The organism is Streptosporangium heterodermiicola (genome assembly GCF_051390675.1).
Classification (GTDB): domain Bacteria; phylum Actinomycetota; class Actinomycetes; order Streptosporangiales; family Streptosporangiaceae; genus Streptosporangium.
This window is the reverse complement of the sequence record NZ_JBPJSR010000006.1, coordinates 157,072-177,648: the sequence shown is the minus strand read 5'-3', so window position 1 is coordinate 177,648 and position 20,577 is coordinate 157,072. Positions and strand designations below refer to the sequence as shown.

Below are 20,577 nucleotides of genomic sequence, written 5' to 3'. Positions count from 1 at the left end.
GTCGTCAAGGTCCCCGCTGCTGAATGCTCCGAGTGCTCCCGGCCTGTCGCCCGGCCTGGCGTGTGCTCCCTCTGTGTCGCCGAGAGCGACAGGAAGCCCGGCCCCATAGCCGACGTAGCCCGTCATGTCGCCATAGCTCGTGAGCTGCTGACCGCCCGTCGCCCCGCCGCAGTCGCGGCGTAGAGCCGAACCCCAGACAACCCGTGTACACGTCTCCCACTGGCATGCCCACGCCAGCAAAAGCACCGAAGGAAACCACCGTGAACGTTACGAGCATCCTGCCCCCGAGGGTCGAGCGGGAAAAGGGCATCGCCGTCGCGGTCGGCCTGCTGGCCGCCCTCTGCCCCAACATCATCGGGCAGTGGAACCTCGCGGTAGCGATCGGCTGGAACCTCTACCTTGCCGCCGCCCTACCCGTCGCCAGCGAGCTATACGCCGCCATGGCGGCCCGCGTATGGGCAGCAACCCCCAAGCACTACCGGGCACAGAAGAAAGCCGCAGCGTGGAACATGGCGGTCGGCATCCTCCTGAGCTTCACTCTCAACGGTTTGGCCGAAGCCGTCGCTTTCGGCGCGATCCAGGTAGCTCTCTGGCTTGTCCTGGTCGTCGCCGCCGTTCCCACTCTCTGTGTCGCGGTGCTGCTCCACATGGCCATGTCCGGCACGGTCGAGCAGGAAGCCGTGTACACGCCCCCGGCTGACGAGCCGGGGGCCGACGAGACGCCCGAGGTTCCCCCGGCCGTCGAAGTACCCCAGGAAGACAAGCCCGCCCGGCCGCGCGGAACCGTCCGAGTGAGCCCGGCCAACATCGCTAAAGCGCGAGCCTTCCTCGCGACCGTTCCCGATCCGTCGAAGGTCACGGGAACCGACCTTGAAGCCGTGTTGCCCCGGCTCGGCGCACGTAGCCGCCGGGAAGCACTGGACAAGGCTCGCGCCGACATGACCGCTCACAGGCCCGTACAGGACGCGCTAGAGCTGATCCCGGCTCTCGTCTGACACTCCCGGCCAGGTCCTCGCTACGGCGGGGGCCTGCCACGTTTCTAAGATCACGTGCAACCGTCGGTTTCCTGTTCTCTCAACTCAGGGTGCTTGACCCTGAATCACCTTCCCCGAAGCATGTAGATCAAGCGAGCTGAGAGGGGCGCCCATGCGACTCACCAGGGTTGGCGGGGACAACTGCGACGAGGGGACATGCCCAGCCATCTTCAAGAGTGACCGAGGAACGTACGTGGTGCAGGGGGGCAGGGTTACCGAAGAACACGGACTAGAAATTCCCGATCACGAAACGATCGTAGAAATTCCGGAAGAGCTATTGAGGCAGGTTGCTCGTGATCTCGCCTGACGAGTTTGGGAAGCTCTTCGACAACTTTGAGCGAGAAGCTTTCCGACTGGAAACACTCGACTACTACGACGCGGCAGGAACGCGTGTAGGGCTTCCCGCCTTCCTCGCAGGGGAAGAAGAACCCGAACAGTTCAAGAAATCCCCGTGGGTGACGACCGTAGGGAACGCGACCAAATCTGGTAAGCGGATGTATCGGGTTCATGTAGTGACCACACCGCTTACGGACTACCTCCGCTTTGAGTTCGCGTGGGGCTATCACAGGAACATGGAAGCCGGTGAAGAATTCTTCATTCTTGACCTTGCCGAACACCCCGTACCCGGCCTCCTGAATTACGACTTCTGGATGTTCGACGAACAGACGGTTGTCCGAATGTTCTACACCCCTCAAGGCGCATTCGAAGGCGCTGAGATTATGCCCGAAGACAAGGCTTCGGAACACATCCGGTGCCGAGACCTCGCGATGAAGCACGCTGAACCATTCGTGTCATTCTGGGAGAGGTACGGCTGAACAAGGAAGATCTTTCGACAGCACTCCGGGAACTACGCCAGGCGAGCGGCCTGACCGCCAAAGCGGTTGCTCGGAGTGCTGTCATGTCCCAATCCAAGCTAAGCAAGATCGAGAACGGGCATCTTGCCCCGTCGCTCACCGATGTTGAACGCATCCTCACGGCCCTAGAGGTTTCAGAAGAGGTCAAAGCCGAGTTCATCAAGGTTGCCCGCGTGGCTGCGACAGAGGCAACCGCCTGGCGGCTGTACCGGCGTCTCGGCTCCCACAAGAAGCAACTTCAAATTCAGGCGGTCGAAGCACAAACAGCGGTCATACGGCTGTTTCAGTGCTCGCTAATCCCTGGCCTTCTTCAAACTCCGGAATATGTTAGAGCTGTTCTCGGCAGGCGCAACCTCACAACAGACGAGACGACTCGCACAGTCGGGGCCAGGCTTGAGCGCCAATCGGTCTTATATGACTCAGGGAAATCATTTCACTTCGTCATCACTGAGCCTGTCCTTTGGTGGCGTATACTGCCAGCGGCGATGCTGGCTAGTCAGCTAGACCGGCTCGTATCTATCTCTCGGCTCTCCAATGTGCGGATAGGGGTTGTGCCCTTGGCGTCGCGGCAAACCGACTTTCCCGGTACGCCGTTCTGTATCTTTGACGAGCGCCTTGTGACTGTGGAAACGCCTCACGCTGAGGTTGTGACCACAGAACCAAGAGACATAGCAACGTATGCCGCCAAGTTCAATGGGTTCGCAGCCGTAGCCATCTACGACGATGAAATGAGAAGACATATCGAACGCGCCAGAGACGAATTGTTGACAGGACAGGAAACGGTCTAGATAGCCCGCTTCTAAATCCATACCGTCAGAGGTATGGCTTCCGGACAGACAGCGGTAGAGCCCTGCGCGGAGGGGCAAGAGGACAACGAGACGGCGAAGCCCGTTGGGCAGGAACCTCCCGAGCTGTTAAGCCGTCTCGCCGGGTTGGTGAACGTGCACGGGGTTCGTACGTCGATCATTCACCGCGTGGGACTTCGTCTCTACGGACATCGGCCGGACCCGTTCCCACGAGATGACCGCTTCGAGCTGGTCGCCCATGACCGTGATGGCTGGGAGGTGGCGACCGTGACCGTGGGGGAGCACTCCGGATACTTCATGGTCTCGCTTCCCACGGTTGCGGTTGAGTGCCACCCGGTCAATGCCGACCAGCCTCACGCGGTCGTGGACCTGATCCTTGCCGCACTCCCGAAGGACGTCGCATGACACCGGAGATACCGGAGTTCGACGTCACCGAGAACCCGGACGGCACCCTTGAGGCACGACGCAAGGGCAGTTCTGTGAACGCCCCGGCCGACGTGAACGCGACGACGTTCCGAGACCTTGAACTGGGATGCCTGGCCGCACGAGTGGCATGGTCGATCCGGCCGGACAGGGGGACAGGATGACCGGGGCCGTGCCGACACAGCTTCGTGTCCCCTACGTCATCGCTCACGCCGCCGAGATCGCACCGCAACCCCTGACGTTCGTACGCCGCCCGCTGGGCGGGCTGCGGCTCGCTTACAACAACGAACGCCGTGGCGATCGGGTCAAGGGGGTGTTGCGGGTCCGCGTCCTGAACAACCAGCGAGGGGCGCCGCAGTGGCGCAAGCTCAACACGCTGCGTCAATGGCGCTGCATGGAAAAACTGCTGTGCCAGGTCTGCGGCCAGGCCGCCACCGACCCGACCACCGGGCGCATTCCCTGGATCACGACGGACAGCGCGTTCCGTGAGCTTCCCGAGGACCCCACCGGGGGCCTCACCAGCGCCCCGCCCACCTGCTGGGCCTGTATCCCGGAAGCACTGGCCACCTGCCCCCAGCTTCACATCTCCCAGGCCGTTGGCACCGTCGCCCGCGCCGAACCCGCCGCCGTACTGGCCGACATGTTCACCCCCGGCCCGTCCCGGAGAGCGCTCCACACGGGCGAACACAACGTCGAGATCAGCCTGAGCGAAGACACATTGCTTACTCATGCGCTGGCCACACAGCTGATTGTCCAGATTCACGACTTCCAGCCCGCACCACACCCGATGGGCTGAAAAGCTCCCCCGGTAGGGCAATCCCTTCCCAGGACGGTCCACACCCAGCGACCGCGCCCTATCGGGGGCTCCACAGCAAGCCAACCATGGCAGGTCTTTTCTGATCACAGTCCGGAGTCGCCGGCACCTTGTCGTTGCAGGTCACAGACGTTGTGCCGATTCGGTCGTTCGTCACATTGGGTGATGGCATGTGGGTCGATGGCCCGTCAAGGCTCGTTCGGTTTCGCTCCCTAGCGGAGGGCAGAAATTCGACCGGGCAAACTTCGCATTCGCGCACTTCAACCGCTCTCACGCTATGTAATTAGAAAAGTCCCAGATTCGTACATCTCGCGAGGGACAGCCCCTCCACCGTTCCCTACGCGCGTGATCATGGGGGTACCCCCACCTGCGTGCCTACAGAGCGTGACGTGAGCCTGTGCGCCATGGTGGTGTGTCACCTCGTGGTGACGTGGGTTAGTGACGTGGGCGGTACGCGCGCCGGAGCGCGCTCGGTTGGTTGGCTTCTGTGGGAGACCTGTGTCTACAACCACAACCACACCAACCACATGTATTCACCACACCTACACACTCATCACAACCTTGAGTACATCCACACTCATCACATATCCATGTACTCATCACCACACCACTACACACCATTACTTACTCATCCCACCACTACCTACACCCTCATTCACCTCTCATCCTCACTACCCAACTACCATCACCACCACTCATTACCACTCAACTACACACCCACTTGTCTCCCACTCGTAAAGTATGTATGGCATACAACGAGGAAAAGGCCCCCGTTGTGACGGGGGCCTGAGATGTCCTGGGTGAGTTAATACTGCATGATGCTGTAATCGGTCTTGCCCTTCCAGTGACCAAGCTGCTCGGAGGGCTTATGGGTCAGCGCTTCATCGCGTAGCGTATTGAATGCCTGGTGAATACCATCAGTGCTCAGGCTGTCGAAGTGCGCAGGGAACAAGACCCTCGTGTATTCGCGATCCTGGAAAAGGGCTACTTCCTGCGCGCCTCGACCGGTAGCCCAATCGACAATTCCAAGAGCTTCATTGTAGTCCTGTCGTGCTTTAAGTACAGCACTGATGGCGTTGATGTAAGCAGCCGACTTGGCTTCTACGTCCTGCAAAGCGGATGAGTGAATAGTGGTAAGGTCCTCCGCAAGCGCATCCACTAGAGCATGCTTAGCTTCGGCAATCAGGTCGAACATTGCGGCGATACGCCGCTCCACCTCGTCGCGCTTTGCTTCCAGTTCAGGAACGCTAGAAGGAGGCAGTTCCTTGCCCTTCGCCACAGCTTCGACATCCGACAAGCGGTCAGCCTCTACAGCATCAACGATCTGCCGCTCAATTAGTTCTTTGTCTGCCCTGAGCATTACACGAGCCCTCAATAGCTCAGTGAGTTTCTTGTCGGCCTTACGCACACCGCTCGGCAAGTAGGTCGCCGAGGGCAGAGGAATGTTGACGCGTTCGATGTCGCTTGAGTACTTCACGGTTACGCTCCTACGGGTTGTGCTGGTTAGTTGAGTCCGAGAACCTTATTTAGCCGCCCGGCGTCGCGGGCTTCGTTAATCTGCTCATGCGTCATAGTTGCTAGGTCGTCCCGAGTGAGCTGCTTAGTCTCATCGCTGTTCATGACTTCACGGATCACGGCTTCCGGATCGTTTTGCAGCTTGAGAGAAAGATGTGCTTTCTTTAGCGCGTCATACCGGTCCTCAGCTTCGGCTATCGCCATACGCTGTTCAAGCTTTCCCGGACGAACCCAATTCGGGTACCTCATCATTGAATCAAGCTGTCCAGCATCGCGAGCCTTGTTGATCTGCTCGTGGGTCATACCTTTCAGGTCTTCCCGATCTAGCTGACCAGCGAACATCTCATCAATATCATTCATTGAAATACTCCTATTGATGGCCTAGGCGGCCTGTAGGTAGGGGCCGTACTCGCCGTGATCAACCACGGTGATAGTGCCCGCTTCAAGAGCCCGCTTGTAAGCGTTGGAGACCGCATCGTCTAGGGAATCGCTATCGTCCCCATCGGCATAGACGGGGTTAACGGAACATCCGCAACCGGGATGAATGGGCATCAGGTCTTCACGCTTGTACGTGTTCGTTGCAGCGACCACGCACAGCGGGCAATGGTTGGGGCGGTCTGAGAGAACGCGCTTGTATCCGATGATTCGCTCATCGGCTTCTATGACGGCTTGGGCTGCGCTGCGTGAGGCTAGCTGTAGGTCGGCCTCGACCGCCCGACTTAGCTTGTCGGCGACCGCCTCGACCGCGACCGGGTACGGCTTGCCCTCGGCGAGGTCCGTCCAGACCCGATGGAAAGGACGCGTGTACACGTCCTCTAGGGGGACGTCGTTGACCCGCCCACGAATGGCCGACAGGTCGATGACCGGGGCCGGTTGCCCCGTGCGCAGTAGTGACACCTCGCGCATGAGATCGACGGTGAAGGCCGCTTCCTCACGTTGACCCTGCCGGACAAGCGGGACGACGTCGGCCAGCCACGGGCCGATAGAGGCGTCTCGATGGCTAGGGAGACCTCGCCATAGCCTCAGAACCGTTCTCACGAGACTGGCGCGCATCGACAGGCGGGACCTGTCATACCGCTGCCTGATTTCATTCAGAGTCGGGGGCATTGACTGTCACCCGCTTACGCTTCCGCTTGCCACACAGACCGCAGGCACAGGGCAGGCCGTCAAGCCTTGCCCGGTTGTGCATGGTCACGCTCACCTCTCGTGAGACCTCTCGGAGAGCCGCCCACCATGCGAGGGCGTAAGCGTTCCCGCTGTCCGCTGTAGCGGCGGCTACATGCCACTCCTGAGCGGAGCTGTCCGCTTCGGCGCGCATCTGGGCAAGCTCTGCAATCGTCAGTGCGCTGTATGCGAGATCCATTTCGCACCCCCTTCCTTAATTGAGTACGTGTCCGGGCATGACAAAGGCCCCCCGGTTCCGATCACCGAGGGGCCTTGCATCGTTTAACCCATAGATGTACAAGATTCCGCTGTACATATATCTAGTCGTGTTCCGCTAACAAGATGCTGGTAACTCGCTTACCAGTTGTCTAGGTCGTCGTCCCACTCAGGCCCGCCAGAAACCCCGACCCGTAAGCATTCTGGCGAGCATGCGTTCGTGTGTCCCTCGTGGTGCCGAAGGTCCTGAACCTTTCGGCACCCATCACACGGGCCGTAGAACGAGTGATACCCGTACGGCCTGGCCCGCCGGGCTCGCATTGCTTCCTTGGCTGATTCTCTTCGTCGTGCCTGTCGGCACGCCTCACAGAGGCGCCTACGACCCTTAGGCTTGCGAGGGTAGGTAAAGGGTTCCCGGCAACGGGAACACGTGGCACAGGCCATCTCAGAGCCTTCTATGAGGCTCTGGTCTCCAACGTTCAAAAACCTGCCCTTAGTGCTGCCCCGTCGGGCAGCGAGTTAATAGCCATCGGGCCAAAGCCCGAGTAGCCAACGGAATCAGAAGGGCAGGGCAGCCGTAGGCATGCCCTAGTCCAATGGAATCAACAAGGTCAGAGCGGAATCCTGATTCCGCAGCTAGCTAAGCTGGCGACCCTCCGAAGGTCGCCTAGTACTAGCTTCTCACTCAAACCCCGTTGGCTTAGTAGCCCCAGGCTTTGGGGCCTGGGACGTTAGCTGTCTAGGCTTATTGCTCGGCCCGATGGCCGAACTAGCGCGGCCCGGCAGGGCCGCAGCAGCCAAGCCGGTTTTGGGCTATAACCCCTTACTGATCTCGTCCGATGCTGCGGGCTTAGCCCGCGAACAAAAGAATAGAGAGGGTTTGGAGTAAGGCCAGGTAGGAGGCATGTGCTAGTCCAGGATTCCCGGACCGTAGAGTCCGGAATCCTATGACTCACGTCGCTTCTTGCTCGCGGCTTCCGTCTGTTGCATAGCCACCCTGGTATGAACGATGCACGGGGCAGAGCGAGCCCCGGTTGAGCTTGCGGGACCAGAACTCATGGGGAAGCCACACGCATGTTTCTCCACCCCCAGCGAGCACCAGGCCAGCCTGACGTAGCTTTCCTAGGGCTTCGTAGACCGTAGACCGTGATGCAGGCTTGCGTGTGCCGTCAGAACGTTCTGTGCTGAGTGTCTGGCGAAGTTCACCAGGTTTGAATATGGCGTGTCCTGTGTTGTTCGCCCGCGAAACAGCCGCAAGTAAGAGGCGTGTGTCTCGGCTCAGCGAATCTCCCGAGCGGGCAATAGTGCCCGCATAGCGCTGATAAATCATTCCGTACTGGTCAATCTCCGTCATGCGGCAGCCCGCCAGTAACCCGCGTAGGTCCTGCCGTCTTCCGTCCGTTCTCCAAACCCATCGGGGATGGCTGTCTTTGGCACGTAGCCGACCGCTCTTCTAACGGCCGTGCCGTCTGCTTCGACCTTCCAATTCACTTCCCATAAGCGCCCGTCACGGAAGTCCGTGTAGTTCACTTGAACCCCGTCCTCGTCTGCGACGATGACCAGGCCGCCGACTTCTTCGAAGTCTTTTGGTCCATTGATTGTGCTCACGTTGCTTACACCATTCTTCTGATGGATTTGCCTAAGTAGTGCTCTAAGTACTTCCCGCTGTCGCGGCCCGAGCGGTTCTAGTTGTTCAAGCTGTTGCTCAACGCGTTCGTTAATGGCTTTTCCCTCATGCTCGTAAACACGGCCTACAGCCTGTTTCTCTGTTGAGTTATGAAGCGAGCGAGGGCATGCAAAAGGCCCCCGCTGCGGCAGGCACACAAGGAATGGGGTCCTGGTGCTCAAAATACCAACGGTGTCGTCCGCAGCGGGGGCCTGGCCGCATATAAGCACGTGACGGGAAAAACTGCAAACCAGATAGGTTTGCTACGTGTACACGCTTTAAGAAATGAAAGCGTGTACACGCTTTGCGAGCTACTCGGCCCAAGTGGGGGCACCGTTCAACGGTTGCCCCGTGCCTTGCCTGTTCAACTCGTCCAGGTCCGGCACGGTCACGTCGATCATTGGCGGGCACCCACGGCTTGTCTTCTCCGGCCCGAGCGCCCAAGTGATCCCGCCGAGAGTCGCGGTGGCAAGGTCCGGCCACTCGTCGGGGCTACGCAGATCGGACCAACGTAGGAAGTCCACTCGGACACCCGCCGCCCGCAGGAACCGCCCCCGGCCTTCGACGTTCAGCCCCGCCCAGTGTTCAGCGAACGTCTCGCCAGTGCCTTGCCACTCAACTCCCGCAGGACGGGAAGGGAGTGCGGCTAGGCGCTTGCGTCGGGCTACGAGGTTCCCCATGCGCGCCTTGAACTCCTCGTCCCCTTCGGGGTAGTCGTACATGCCTAGGTCGCGTTCGTCGCGCATATCTTGCATAGCCTTGGCGACCGTGGCTAGTTCTTCGCTGTGGTTCTCTCCAGGGATATGCGTCGGGATCATTCTTTCCCGATGGCCAATCTCCCGCAGGACGGTTTCCTCTACGTGCTTCTCTAACTCCGAAGCTTTGATGCTCCCGTTCCCGCATCCCACGCTTGTTTCAGCCCGAGCGGCACACCGATACCGGGACTCACCCTCACGTCGCCCCGGTACGCGATAGAGGGAACGTCCGCAGACGGCACAGAACGCGATTCTCAGCAGAGGGGAACCACCCTTGCGATTCCCCGCCCGCTTGTTTGAGTTCCCATCGAGCGTGGCCTGTAGCCGCTCCCACTCGGCGAGAGTGATGATTGGTTCTGCTCTTTGAAGCGGCAAGCCGTCTGAGCCCCTGATGACTTTCTTGCCTGTCGCCGTATATGCCCCGTCGGCCTCGTATTGGCCTAGCAGGGTGCGGGAGCGAAGCATCTTCAACAGGTTGCCTACTCGCCACGTTGAGCCCTTAGCTGTCTTGCCAGTCCTGATCCGTTGCATGTCAAGCGGCGTGGGAATCTTTCGAGCGTTCAACTCGACGATAAGTGAGTTAGCGGACTCGCCCTCAATGATTCGGGTGACAATCTCCCGGATCACTGCGCTTGTTTCTGGATCAATCTCTAGATACCAGCCGTTGGCTGTCTTAACCGGCGTGTATCCGTAGGGGAGAAACCCCCCGCGCCATCGGCCAGTAGTGATTAGCTTGTCATAGGAGTCTTTGGCTCGCTCTTGTATGGCTTCCCACTCCCAATGGCCAACCATGGCCATCATTTCGGCAGTGTTCTTTCCGCCCTTAGTGGTTGTGTCGATGCCGTCCGATTTTGTAACGAAGAACTTCGTTCGCTCGTTACACCACTCCATGAATTCGTGGAAATGCAGCGCACGGCGGGTGATGCGATCCATCTTCCATGCGGCGAAGCCGTCGAACTCGTCAGCCCGGTTCCGCATCCACGCCCCCAACTCCGGGCGGTCGATCGGGGCGACGTACTTGCCAGACACGTCCAAGTCCTCGGCCCAACCGACGATTGTGTCTCCCCGGTAGGCCGCGATGGACTCGATGGCTTCCCGTTGCCGTTCCGGCGATGTGGACTCATCGCGGCTCTTGCTGAGCCGGATCACTCCCAAGAGGCGCTTATCCGCGCTGTGACCTACGCCGCGCTGCCGCATCCCTACACCTATCTCTCTGTACGTCCCTACGACCTGCAAGCTAGTTCGGCTCGACATATGTGGTCAATGTGACTATCTTGACGAGGCGCCCGAGTTCCCGACGGCCGTGCTCGACGCGCTCAGGCAGCCGCTCGAATCGGGGCGGGTGACGGTCTCCAGGGCGCTGGGGTCGGTGACCTTCCCCGCCAGGTTCATGCTGGTGCTGGCGGCCAACAGGTGCCCGTGCGCGCGGCCCTCCACCCCGGAGGACCCGTGCGCGTGCGCTCCCGCGGCCCGCCGCCGCTATCTGGCGAGGCTCTCCGGCCCGCTGCTCGACCGGGTGGACGTCAAGGTCGGCCTGTTCCGTTCGACCAGGCGCGAGCTCCTCGCCGACCGCCGGTTCATCGAGTCGAGCGGGGTGGTGGCCGAGCGGGTCCTGCTCGCGCGTGAGCGGGCCGCCAAAAGGTTCGCGAACACGCCGTGGCGGTGCAACGCGGAGGTGCCCGCCCGAGCCCTCCACTCCGAATACCGGCCGCCGCCCGCGGCGATGTCGCCGCTGCTCGGGCATCTCGACAGCGGCCGGTTGAGCGCCCGGGGCCTCGACCGGATCCTCAAGGTGGCCTGGACCCTGGCCGACCTCGCGGGCAAGGATCGGCCGGAGCTCCACGAGACCAACTCCGCGCTGGGGCTCTGGCTGGGGGAGGAGCGATGAGCGACAGGCTCGCCCGGCTCACCCTGATGCGCCTCGCCGAGCCGGGCGACGCCGTGATGGGCGCCCTCGTCGCCCTGTGCGGCCCCGAGGCCGCCGTCGCCCTGGTCCGGAGGGGTGCCGCGGACGCGGGTCTCACCCGATGGTTCGTCGACACGCACGGCCGCCTGACCGGAGATCCCGGACGGCCGGTTGGCGGCCCTGGCCCACTGGCCGGGGGTTCCAGCCCACGCGAGGCGGGCTCAGGTCTCCATGGCGGAGATCCCGGTCCGGGTGGCGAGAGCCCGGGTCGGCATGGCGGGAGGCCGGAGCCGCCGGGCGGGAGGTCCGGCTCATCTGGCGAACGGTTCCCTCCGCGTGCCGAGGGTGAGGGCCGAGGCGGCGGCGGCCCGGCGCCGGGAGACGGAGCGTCCGGCTCATCCAGCCCATTTAGCCCATCCAGCCCCGGCCCATCCGGCGGACGGCCCCTCCAGCGTGACGCCTCGGAGGCGGTACGGGACGGGACACCAGGCGTGTCCGGCGGCCGGTCCGGCACCGACCGGCCCGGCACGGACAACGGCTCGGGTGCCGCGCGGGACGAGCGGCTCGCGGCCAGGCTGGACCGGATGGTCGCCTCCTGGGCGGCCCGGTTGAAGACGGCCGATCCCGGGCGTGACCTGGCCGAGGGGGAGCGGATAGGAGCCAGGCTGGTGGTTCCCGGAGATCCGGAATGGCCGACCCAGCTCGACGACCTGGGAGACTCCCGGCCCTACGGCCTCTGGCTCCATGGCGACGCCGACCTGCGGTTCTCCTGTCTCAGATCCGTCGCGGTCGTCGGTTCCCGAGCCGCCACGCCGTATGGCACGCATGTGGCGGCGGAGCTCGGGGCGGGGCTGAGCGAGCGGGGGTGGGGCGTCGTCTCCGGCGGTGCTTCAATATGGGGTATGACGACCCCCCGCATGCGCTGCGTCCTCTACCTCCGCATCTCCGACGACCGCACCGGCGCTGGCCTCGGAGTCCAACGCCAAGAAGGCGATCTCCGCGGCCTCGCCGCCAAACTCGACTGGGACGTCGTTGGCGTCTACATCGACAACGATCTGTCGGCCTACAGCGGCAAACCCCGCCCGGACTACCAGCGGATGCTCGTCGACCTCCAAGCAGGCATAGCAGGAGCTGTCCTCGCCTGGCACAACGACCGGCTGCACCGACTCCCCGCCGAGTTGGAGGAGTACATCAACGTGTGCGACCCGCGGGGCATCATCACCCAGACGTTCAAGGCCGGGTCGCTGGACCTGTCCACCCCGTCCGGGCGGATGGTCGCCCGCCAGCTCGGCGCCGTCGCCCGCTTCGAATCCGAGCACAAGGCCGACCGGATCAAGGCCAAGCATCTGCAACTGGCCAAGGACGGCAAGTCGACGGGCGGCGGCTTCAGGCCGTACGGGTACCGGCGGATCTACGACCACCCCGACCCGCCCCACCGTCTCCTGCGCGAGGAGCTGATCCCGGAGGAGGCGGAGATCATCCGGGAGTGTGTGCGCCGCGTGTTGGCCGGAGAAGCCTTGGCGGCCGTCTGCCGGGATCTGAACCGGCGGGGTGTCCCGACGAGCTCTACGGGCATCTGGACGGCCCGCCAGGTTGCTTCTGCGGCTGAGGTCGGCGGCGGCGAGGTGGCTGAGGAGATCCGGGCCCGGCTCGCCGCCGAAGAACCCGCTTCCGCGATCGCCCGCGACCTGATGGGCCGCGACGTCCCCCTGCCGGTGCCGGGCGGCTGGTCGACGCCGACGTTGGCTCGGATGCTCACCTCCGCCCGCATCGCCGGGCTGCGGGAGCACCGGCCGCGTTCCCGGCATCAGACGAAGCGGGTGCGGACCGGCGAGATTATGGGGGTGGGGGAGTGGCCGGCCATCATCACCCCGGCGGAGTCGGCCCGGTTGCGGGTGATGCTCGCGGATCCGGCGCGGCGGGTGTCGCCGGGGCCGACGGGGAAGTACCTGTTGACGGGGCTCATCTACTGCGACCTGTGTAAACACCGGATGGTGGGGCGGTCGAAGTCGGGTGGACGGAAGCATTACATGTGTGACGGGCAGCCGGGGCGGCCGGGGTGCGGGCGGGTGTCGGCGCGCGCCGAGTATGTGGATGCGGTCATCGGTGCGGCGGCTGCTCAGTTTCTCACCGCGCCGGGGTTCGCGGAGGCGTTGGCGGTGGCGGATGAGGCGGCTGATGAGGGGGCTGCGGTGGCGGAGATCGCCGCGTGCGAGCAGGAGTTGCTGGATTTGGCTGCTGATCATGGGGCGGGGGTGATTTCCCGGGCGGAGTGGATGGCGGCGCGCAAACCGCTTCAGGGGCGTATTGAGGCGGCCAGGTCTTCTCTGGGGCGGGTCGATGTGGTGCGGGTGCTGGAGGGGCTTCCAGACACCCCGGAGGGGGTGGAGGCGTTCTTGTTGGACGGTGAGGTGGAGGCGTCGCGGCGCCGTTCGGTGCTCGCGGTGGCGTTGGAGCGGGTGTTGGTGCGGCCGGTGATCGTGCGGGGGAGTAAGAGGTTCGATCCGGCGCGGCTGGCCCCTGTGTGGCGGTTCTAGCCGCCCGTAATCTGGCCGTACGGTTAGGGTTCACTTACTTTGTGTAGCCTACCCTTAACTACGTTCCGGGTATTTCGGTACGCATAGTTCGCATTTCAATCACAGTCGGTAACTCCGCGTAGATACATGGAAGAAACCTCGCCGACCTGGCCGATTACTGCAATACGGAGCGTTCCATACGGCGCCCACCTCATTTAAGGTGAGTCGATATCGCGTCTCGCCTCGGAACGAATCTCGCGGTAAAGCCGGGACGATGGGGACCTCGGCTGGGAAGCAGGATTTCTTGAACATCCGTACAGTTGGCGCCGCTCCCGTCTCGCTGGCCTGGGCTTTCCGCCTGTCCGGGCTCGGCTGGCTGGCCGTCGCCGTCGAAGCGGCGCTGGTGGATCTGCTCAGCGTCAAAATGTTCGCCGCCCTGATGGGGGCCGCCGCCGTGACGTCGGGGTGCGCGGCGTTGAAGTACCTCGGCCAGCAGATTGAGGCGGCCCTCGACCGGCACGCCGAGCGCATGGAGGAGATCACCCGGGCGCACGCCGACATCATGGCCGGGCAGGTGCTGGCCCTGGAGAGGTGGTTCAAGCTGGGGGCGCGCAGCAACGAGGCCGCCCGGCGTGACGCAGCGGACGTGCATGCGGCGGACGGGCTCGGAACGGGGCCGTTTCGGGCATACAAGGGTTAAATGAATTAAGGCGCTTAAAAAGCTGGACGGTGCTCAGCCGTCCAGCTTTTTGCGTTCCAGGCGGGCGCGCTCGAAGTGTTGAGCACGGTTGTCCAGGTGTATGCGAATCATTCTCGCCTTTGTTTCTGGCGAGAGATCAGACGCGTTGATCTCTTCGATGATGGGGTCTGGCTTCAGCCCGTCGGGCACGACCAGTTCGTCCGGGGTGACGATGCCCTCTTCGACGAGCAGTTCAGCGAGGGGACGGCCTTCTGCTTCAGCCCGGGCCCGGAGATCTTGTACCGCCTGGCGGAGGACGTCCGAGGTGCCGGTCGGTGAGGCTTCCAGGGGTGGCAGGAGCGCCGTCATGCTGCCTGAGATTCGGTCGCCATACCCGGCTGCGATCATGAATTGTCGGGCGAGGTCGGCGAGATCCGGTCGCTGTTGGGCGATGGCGGCAGCGAACCGTGCTGCCGCCTCGTAGTTGGGCTGGTGCTTCCCGCTCAGCCAGCGGTTGGCCATGGTGCGGTCCCGGCCGGCGAGTTCGCCGACGGCGGTCTGGCTGAGTTCCGCCTTCTCCATGATCGCGTCGAGGGCAGTCCGCAGTGCGGCGCGATCCCACTCAGTCGTGTGCACGCACGCACCATAACACGCGTCTTGACTCTCTTCCACGCTGGTGAGACCCCTATTCCTGGTCCGAACGGGTGTGCGTATATGCACACCCGTTGATGCTGCTGCCCAAAAAGAAGAGGCACACCGACAGAAAGCGTTGCGTGCATGCACTCTCACATGCCATAGTGCGTGCATGCACGAACTACAGGGAGGCCGACCCACCATCCGGCTCCGGCCGGACGCCTGGGAACGGCACATGACCTCCAAGGACCTCTCCACCGACGACGCCCGCGCTGCGCACATCGGCGTATCCCGCACCACCGTCCTCCGCATCGAAAAAGGAGCCATCCAGCCCGGCCGAGAGTTCATCGCCGCCGTCCTGGACGCCTGCCCCGACCTCAAGTTCGAAGACGTTTTCGAGGTCGACCGGGTGGCGTCGTAATGGCCGCCTACCAGGTCGACCGCGAATGGGTTGCCGCCTGGGTCACCCGCACCCGCACCGAGCAGGGGCTGCCGCCCGTCGTCGAAGACCCGACAGCGCTCGCCACCATCGCGGACCTGGTCCGCCCCTACCTCATCGAAAAGGGCTACCTGCGGGCCGACGGTAGGCCCGCGCCCGCGAAGAAGGCTTCCTGAACCTGCCGGCCTGGGCCGTTTCCCGCCCCCTGGCATGGCTGCGGGCCCACCCGATGCACCGGAATGAGCCCGCCGTTTCCCCATCCTCCTGAAAGGACGAGGTCACGTGACCATCATCTCACCCACCCCGCCGCGCCTGGTGGTGCGTTCCGAGGCGGAGTTGCGCGAGTACGTGCGCGCCCGCTGGAACCCGAAGCCGCCCGCCCCCGCCCCGCTGCGGATCATCCGTACCACCGCCGACCTGGAGGTGGGCGACTCGCTGCGCCGTCCGGGCGGCCAGACGGACGTGCTGATCACCAGGCTGAACCCGGAGACCCGCGAGGAGACCCTCGTGGAGGGGCGCCGCGAGGTGTGGTCGCTCGGCTCCTGCTGGGTGCTGGAAGCGGCCGAGCTGGTGCAGGCGTACGCCCGCGACGACGCGGCGGTGACCCATGGCTGAGCCGGAGACCGTCCCCACCTCCGAGGTGCTCGGCCTGCTGGCCGCGATCCGTGAGGCGCTGACCGCCCCTTACCCGGCGGCATCCGCCGGGCGGGCCCGCGAATGGCTGCTTGTGGACCGCGCCAGCGTGGTGAACGCGGTGATCGACAACCTTGTCGAGGGGCGGCGCCTGTCGGAGGTGTGCACCGTGAGCTGGTGGGCTGGACACCTGCGAGACCTGACTGCGGAGTACCCGGCCACCTACCCCGTGGCGGGGGGAGGCGGCCAGGCTCCGACCGTGCACGGTGGCTCCGGCAAGGGTGAGCTGCTGGCCCCTGCGACGGTTGCTGGGGTTCTGCGTGAGGCGGCCCGGGTGATGCGTACGCACGCCCCCACCGTCATGGATGTCGCGCCGACGATCCGCCTGGCGGCGGGTGCTGACCCGGCGGGCCGTGCCCGTGCGGAGGAGGTGTTGGCGTTCCTGGTGGACCACTCCGGCTACCGGACCCTCGCGGATTGGGAGGCGTGGCGGAAGCGCCGCACCTGCCTGGAGGTGGTGAAGGCCTTGGAGTTGGCGGCTGCGGCTGCCGAGCAGGGCGGTGAGGGGGCGTGAGCAACCGCGAACTGCCCGCCGCCCAGGCCGCCCTTTGGGCAGGCGCCCTCGCCATCATCAACGGGCTGCCGAAAGAGACAGGCGGCACGTCCCGCCAAATCGGTGAGTTCACGGAGGACGGCGCCAGGACTACCGCGACGTCTACATACAAGGTGGCTCAGCCGGACGGCACGACAAAGGTGTACACCCTGACCCTCGCCGTCGAGCAGTCGGTGGACGAGCACGACGGACGTTGGGGGCCTGACAGTCAGGCGGACCGATCCAGGCCCGGTGCGCGGGTTGTCGTGGACGCCCACCTGTACGAGATCGGCAGCGCTAGCGCCGGAGGCTTCCGAGGGTTCAGCGGTCGCCGCTTCGACATCGAGTTCTTCGACGGGCGGACGGCCACCACCCGGAATCGGTGGGATCACGGCGTGATCCCACCGAAGTGGCGGGAGCGCTACCCGGACAACGCCCGGTTCGTGCAGCCCGAGGGCGGCGCCCTGTGAGCGTCTCCGAGCACCCCACCCGCATGGAGCGGCTGCTGAACCGCCTCCCCTCCCGCCGCGCCCGGGGCGCCGCTGAGGAGGCGGACGGGCTCCGCCACTTGGTCGACATGCTCAGCCCCGGCCCAGACCAGCCCGCGCCCGCCTCCGGGCGGGCCGGGGCCCGGCCCTACGGCACCGGGAGGACGGCGTGAGCCACCCCGACGAACCGCCCCTCACCCCCTCCGACGAGGAGGAGTACCGGCGCGAACAGGACGACCACATCCACGACGAACCCGCCGACGAGCCTGAGGACGACGAGTGACCGACCCCAAGCACGCCCGCGACACCGACAACGGCCGCTACTACCAGGACCCGAAGACGGGCGCCCTCCACATGTCGGTCACCAACGCCATCAACACCCTCAACAAGCCCGCCCTCGCGCCGGCCGCCGCCAAGGTCACCGCCGAATACTTCGCTGAGCACCTGCCCACCGCGGTCAAGGCCAGCCGGAACCCGGCCGCCATGGACGAGTTCATCAAGAAGGCGAAGGCCGAGCACAAGACGGTGTGGGAAACCCGTCGCGACCTCGGCTCCCGCGTCCACGCCCTCGCCGAAGCCCACGTCCTCGGCACCCCCATCGAAGCCGACGCCGAAGCGGCCCCCTTCGTCGACCAGTACGCCCTGTTCCTCAAGGACTTCGGCGTCGACCCAGCCGCGGACATCGACGCTGTCGAGGTCACCGTCCTGGACCGCACCAACCGGTACGGCGGCACCGCAGACCTGTGGATGCGGCTGGCCAACCTGCCCGGCGGACAGCCGGACGGGTTGTGGCTGGTCGACATCAAAACGTCGCTCACCAAACCGGCGAGCACCGTCTACCAGGACCATCCGCTGCAGCTCGCCGCCCTCCGCTACGCCGAGCTCGCGCTGGGCCCGGACGACTCCGAGCATCCGATCCCGGAGTTCGTCGGCGCCGCGATCCTCAACCTCCGCCAGCACGCGTACGGGTTCGTGCCGGTGCCGGCCACCCGGGAGGTGCACGCCGGGTTCCTCGGCCTGCTGGGCGCCTCCTACGTGCTGCACGGCCTGGATATGAAGCCGTGCAAGCCGCTCAACACCCCGACCCGTAAGCCCCGCACCAGGAAGGCGGCAGCCTGATGGGTTCCCGCATCATCACGTTGCAGCGGCAGGCCCGCGAGCTGGGGCGCCTGCGCACCGGCTACAGCGTCCCCAACGAGGACCCGAAGAAGCGCCCCCGCGCGGTCCGCTCCAAGACGTGGATCGTCTCTTCCCACGCCGAGCACTACGTGCAGGCCGCCGCCGAGGTGTGGGGCGGCCAGGTGGAGAAGTGGCAGCCGCAGGGCAACGGCGCCGCCCAGTGGCGGGTCATGACCGCCGCCGAATCGCTGGACGCGATCCTGCCGCCCGGTGACCCGCTGTCGCAGGCGTACGAGACCTGGTCTGCGGGCGGGGCGCAGCGGCGGTGCGACGGCATGACCGAGTCGCTCGGCGACCAGCCGTGCGTGTGCCGGGCCCAGTGGGGTGAGCTGTTCTGGGAGAACGCACCCCGCGACAAGGCGTGCAAGATGACGACCCGGCTGAACGTGATCTTGCCGGAGATGCCGGACATCGGCGCCTGGCGTGTCGAGACGCACTCCTTCTACTCGGCGAACGAGATGGCGGCCGCGGTCGACGTGCTCAAGGGGTCGATCGGTGAGCAGGCGCTGATCCCGGTCCGGTTGCGGATTGAGCAGCGGACTCGGGTGGCGCAGGGCAAGACGAAGCAGTTCCCGGTGGTCGCGGTGGAGTTGCGCGGGTCGACGGCGGGCCAGGTGCTGGCTGGGGCTGCTCAGGTGGTGCCGGTGGGTACGGGCTCGGTGGAGCCGGTTCCGGCGGCGGCTGCGGTGGCGGGCGGGAGTCGTACGGCGATCGAGGGCGGCCAGTCGGCTACCCCGGTGGGGCCGACTGCGGAGGAGTTCTTGGCTCAGGCCCGGACGGCGACGACGTTCGCACAGTTCAAGGCCATCTGGGATGAGGCTGGGGCGGCGAGGGTGTCGCCCTCCGAGGCGCAGGTGGCGGAGATGAAGGCGATCGGCGCCCGGCTGAAGGACGCCGCACCGGCCGCCGTCGAGCAGGCCCCGCCCACGCCGCCCGCCGCTCCGGCTGCCGGGCCGTCGGAGGCGGACGCCCTGTGGCAGCAGATCGTCGCCGTCTGGCCCGGCACCACCAGCGAGCTGAACACCGCGTTCGCCCAGGTGATGGGCGGAGTAGCCCCGGACACCGCGTCTGAGGCGGAGCTCGACGAGTTCCTGAAGAAGCTGAAGGCGGGTGAGCTCTGATGGGGCACGCCACCTTCGACAGGTCCGCCGACGACTGGGAGAAGGTCGTCGACGCGGTCCGCTACGCGGGCGGCGGGCACGTCGCCATCCCCGCCCTGGACCTGCGGCTGATCCTGCACGGCTACAAGCAGATGCAGGCCGAGCGGGCCGCCGCCCTCGCGCTGGTCGGCGAGTGGGAGCGGGACGGCGCCATCGGCCCCGTCAAGGCCGAAGCGATGTGCGTGGCGCTGGGCGCGACCAACCAGGCTGCCCCGCCCGCGGTGCTGGGCGTCGACACGAGGACGGAGGGGTGCGTCGATCACCTCCCGGTCGCCTCCGCCTCCTGCCGGGAGTGCGCGAAGGTCCAGGGGGTGGCGCTGTGAGCACGCCTTGGTTCCAGCAGCCGATGCTGGCCTGGGACACCGAGAGTACGGGCGTCGACGTGGAGACGGCGCGGATCGTCACCGCCGCCCTCGTGTGGATCGAACCCCGCAAGCCGGTCGTGTCCAAGCACCACCTCGTCGACCCCGGCGTGGACATTCCGGAACGCGCCACCGAGGTTCACGGAATCACCACAGCGCGAGCCCAAGCTGAAGGCCGTCAGCCGGAGCCCGTCCTGGAGGAGGTCGCCACCGACCTCGCCGACGCCGTCCGGCTCGGCTGGCCGCTGGTCGGCATGAATTCCGTGTACGACTTCACCCTGCTGGACCGGGAGCTGCGCCGCCACGGCCTGCGCACCCTGCACGACCGGCTGGGTGAGCCCGTCTGCCCGGTGGTCGACGCCCTCGTGCTCGACCGGTACGTGCGGCCGGGCCCGTTCTCGGGGCGGAAGCTGATCCAGCTGTGCGAGATCTGGAACGTCAAGATCGACGGCGCGCACGACGCGAACTTCGACGCCCTGGCCGCGGCCCGGGTGGTGTGGCGGATCGCCCGCTCCCGGCCGGAGATCGGCTCCATGAGCCTGCCGGACCTGCACGCGTTGCAGGTGCGGGAGCGGGCCCGGCAGTGCGACGAGATGCGCGCCTACTTCGACCGGGTCGGCAAGCCGCATGACGGTGTGCCGGGCGACTGGCCGCTGCTGCCGTACGCCGCCCCTACCCCCTGACATCACGCCGCCCTGGGCTGCTGTCCGGCCCGGGGCGGCTCTCCTCGGAAGGAGCTGAAA

Annotated in this window: 24 protein-coding genes; 18 read left to right on the top strand and 6 right to left on the bottom strand. The window is 65.0% G+C overall.

The genetic code is table 11. The features are described from left to right. Positions 1-260: 260 nt before the first annotated feature. From ACSC1Q_RS15605 to ACSC1Q_RS15585, 5 genes are all read left to right on the top strand, one after another. Positions 261-995: a hypothetical protein gene (locus tag ACSC1Q_RS15605; protein WP_436759429.1), complete on the top strand. Its 735-nt coding sequence runs from the start codon at positions 261-263 to the stop codon at positions 993-995. A 332-nt stretch (positions 996-1,327) separates the two neighbouring features. Beyond that, positions 1,328-1,849: a DUF6879 family protein gene (locus tag ACSC1Q_RS15600; RefSeq protein ID WP_436759428.1), complete on the top strand. Its 522-nt coding sequence runs from the start codon at positions 1,328-1,330 to the stop codon at positions 1,847-1,849. Continuing rightward, positions 1,819-2,676, top strand: a complete 858-nt coding sequence (locus ACSC1Q_RS15595; RefSeq protein ID WP_436759610.1) for a helix-turn-helix domain-containing protein — start codon at positions 1,819-1,821, stop codon at positions 2,674-2,676. The genes ACSC1Q_RS15600 and ACSC1Q_RS15595 overlap by 31 nt, the downstream gene beginning before the upstream one ends. A 33-nt stretch (positions 2,677-2,709) precedes the next feature. Further along, the gene (locus ACSC1Q_RS15590; protein WP_436759427.1) at positions 2,710-3,099 is read left to right on the top strand and encodes a hypothetical protein; all 390 of its coding nucleotides are present in this window, start codon (positions 2,710-2,712) and stop codon (positions 3,097-3,099) included. 148 nt (positions 3,100-3,247) lie between these two features. Further along, complete coding sequence (locus ACSC1Q_RS15585) at positions 3,248-3,913, top strand: hypothetical protein (protein ID WP_436759426.1); 666 nt, start codon at positions 3,248-3,250, stop codon at positions 3,911-3,913. A gap of 823 nt (positions 3,914-4,736) precedes the next feature. Here ACSC1Q_RS15585 and ACSC1Q_RS15580 read toward each other — a convergent pair. From ACSC1Q_RS15580 to ACSC1Q_RS15560, 5 genes are all read right to left on the bottom strand, one after another. Next, positions 4,737-5,408 carry a hypothetical protein gene (locus tag ACSC1Q_RS15580; RefSeq protein ID WP_436759425.1) on the bottom strand — a complete coding sequence of 224 codons (672 nt, stop codon included), beginning with the start codon at positions 5,406-5,408 and terminating at the stop codon, positions 4,737-4,739. 26 nt (positions 5,409-5,434) lie between these two features. Beyond that, positions 5,435-5,806, bottom strand: a complete 372-nt coding sequence (locus ACSC1Q_RS15575) for a hypothetical protein (protein WP_436759424.1) — start codon at positions 5,804-5,806, stop codon at positions 5,435-5,437. A 21-nt stretch (positions 5,807-5,827) separates the two neighbouring features. Then, positions 5,828-6,352 carry a hypothetical protein gene (locus ACSC1Q_RS15570; protein ID WP_436759423.1) on the bottom strand — a complete coding sequence of 175 codons (525 nt, stop codon included), beginning with the start codon at positions 6,350-6,352 and terminating at the stop codon, positions 5,828-5,830. Between the two features lie 1,824 nt (positions 6,353-8,176). Next, positions 8,177-8,434, bottom strand: a complete 258-nt coding sequence (locus ACSC1Q_RS15565; protein WP_436759422.1) for a hypothetical protein — start codon at positions 8,432-8,434, stop codon at positions 8,177-8,179. Between the two features lie 369 nt (positions 8,435-8,803). Further along, positions 8,804-10,444: a recombinase family protein gene (locus ACSC1Q_RS15560; protein ID WP_436759421.1), complete on the bottom strand. Its 1,641-nt coding sequence runs from the start codon at positions 10,442-10,444 to the stop codon at positions 8,804-8,806. On the opposite strand from ACSC1Q_RS15560, the gene ACSC1Q_RS15555 reads away from it, so the two are divergent. The 3 genes from ACSC1Q_RS15555 (at position 10,443) to ACSC1Q_RS15545 (ending at position 14,369) form a co-directional block, all read left to right on the top strand. Further along, positions 10,443-11,135, top strand: a complete 693-nt coding sequence (locus ACSC1Q_RS15555; RefSeq protein ID WP_436759609.1) for an ATP-binding protein — start codon at positions 10,443-10,445, stop codon at positions 11,133-11,135. The two genes, ACSC1Q_RS15560 and ACSC1Q_RS15555, sit on opposite strands and share 2 nt — an antisense overlap. A gap of 509 nt (positions 11,136-11,644) precedes the next feature. Continuing rightward, positions 11,645-13,690, top strand: coding sequence for a recombinase family protein (locus ACSC1Q_RS15550; protein WP_436759420.1), 2,046 nt, complete (start codon positions 11,645-11,647; stop codon positions 13,688-13,690). 283 nt (positions 13,691-13,973) lie between these two features. Continuing rightward, positions 13,974-14,369 carry a hypothetical protein gene (locus ACSC1Q_RS15545; protein WP_436759419.1) on the top strand — a complete coding sequence of 132 codons (396 nt, stop codon included), beginning with the start codon at positions 13,974-13,976 and terminating at the stop codon, positions 14,367-14,369. 33 nt (positions 14,370-14,402) lie between these two features. Here the strand turns inward: ACSC1Q_RS15545 and ACSC1Q_RS15540 are convergent, their stop codons facing one another. Continuing rightward, complete coding sequence (locus ACSC1Q_RS15540) at positions 14,403-14,984, bottom strand: helix-turn-helix domain-containing protein (RefSeq protein WP_436759418.1); 582 nt, start codon at positions 14,982-14,984, stop codon at positions 14,403-14,405. Between the two features lie 232 nt (positions 14,985-15,216). Between ACSC1Q_RS15540 and ACSC1Q_RS15535 the strand changes: the two genes are divergently transcribed. The 10 genes from ACSC1Q_RS15535 (at position 15,217) to ACSC1Q_RS15490 (ending at position 20,517) form a co-directional block, all read left to right on the top strand. After that, entirely contained in the window at positions 15,217-15,402 is a 186-nt protein-coding gene (locus ACSC1Q_RS15535; protein ID WP_436759417.1) for a hypothetical protein, read from the top strand. Next, entirely contained in the window at positions 15,402-15,596 is a 195-nt protein-coding gene (locus tag ACSC1Q_RS15530; protein ID WP_436759416.1) for a hypothetical protein, read from the top strand. The genes ACSC1Q_RS15535 and ACSC1Q_RS15530 overlap by 1 nt, the downstream gene beginning before the upstream one ends. 106 nt (positions 15,597-15,702) lie before the next feature. Next, the gene (locus ACSC1Q_RS15525; protein ID WP_436759415.1) at positions 15,703-16,035 is read left to right on the top strand and encodes a hypothetical protein; all 333 of its coding nucleotides are present in this window, start codon (positions 15,703-15,705) and stop codon (positions 16,033-16,035) included. Beyond that, positions 16,028-16,627, top strand: a complete 600-nt coding sequence (locus ACSC1Q_RS15520; RefSeq protein ID WP_436759414.1) for a hypothetical protein — start codon at positions 16,028-16,030, stop codon at positions 16,625-16,627. Before ACSC1Q_RS15525 ends, ACSC1Q_RS15520 begins: the two co-directional genes overlap by 8 nt. Continuing rightward, positions 16,624-17,115 carry a hypothetical protein gene (locus ACSC1Q_RS15515; protein ID WP_436759413.1) on the top strand — a complete coding sequence of 164 codons (492 nt, stop codon included), beginning with the start codon at positions 16,624-16,626 and terminating at the stop codon, positions 17,113-17,115. The genes ACSC1Q_RS15520 and ACSC1Q_RS15515 overlap by 4 nt, the downstream gene beginning before the upstream one ends. Continuing rightward, on the top strand, positions 17,112-17,306 hold the full coding sequence (locus ACSC1Q_RS15510; RefSeq protein WP_436759412.1) for a hypothetical protein: 195 nt from the start codon (positions 17,112-17,114) through the stop codon (positions 17,304-17,306). The genes ACSC1Q_RS15515 and ACSC1Q_RS15510 overlap by 4 nt, the downstream gene beginning before the upstream one ends. 106 nt (positions 17,307-17,412) lie before the next feature. After that, entirely contained in the window at positions 17,413-18,252 is an 840-nt protein-coding gene (locus ACSC1Q_RS15505; RefSeq protein ID WP_436759411.1) for a hypothetical protein, read from the top strand. After that, positions 18,252-19,433 (top strand): recombination directionality factor, encoded by a 1,182-nt coding sequence (locus ACSC1Q_RS15500; RefSeq protein WP_436759410.1) that lies wholly within the window; start codon positions 18,252-18,254, stop codon positions 19,431-19,433. Before ACSC1Q_RS15505 ends, ACSC1Q_RS15500 begins: the two co-directional genes overlap by 1 nt. Then, a complete protein-coding gene (locus ACSC1Q_RS15495; protein ID WP_436759409.1) occupies positions 19,433-19,795 on the top strand; it encodes a hypothetical protein in 363 nt (120 codons plus the stop codon). The genes ACSC1Q_RS15500 and ACSC1Q_RS15495 overlap by 1 nt, the downstream gene beginning before the upstream one ends. Beyond that, on the top strand, positions 19,792-20,517 hold the full coding sequence (locus ACSC1Q_RS15490; RefSeq protein ID WP_436759408.1) for an exonuclease domain-containing protein: 726 nt from the start codon (positions 19,792-19,794) through the stop codon (positions 20,515-20,517). Before ACSC1Q_RS15495 ends, ACSC1Q_RS15490 begins: the two co-directional genes overlap by 4 nt. The last annotated feature ends 60 nt before the right edge of the window (positions 20,518-20,577 follow it).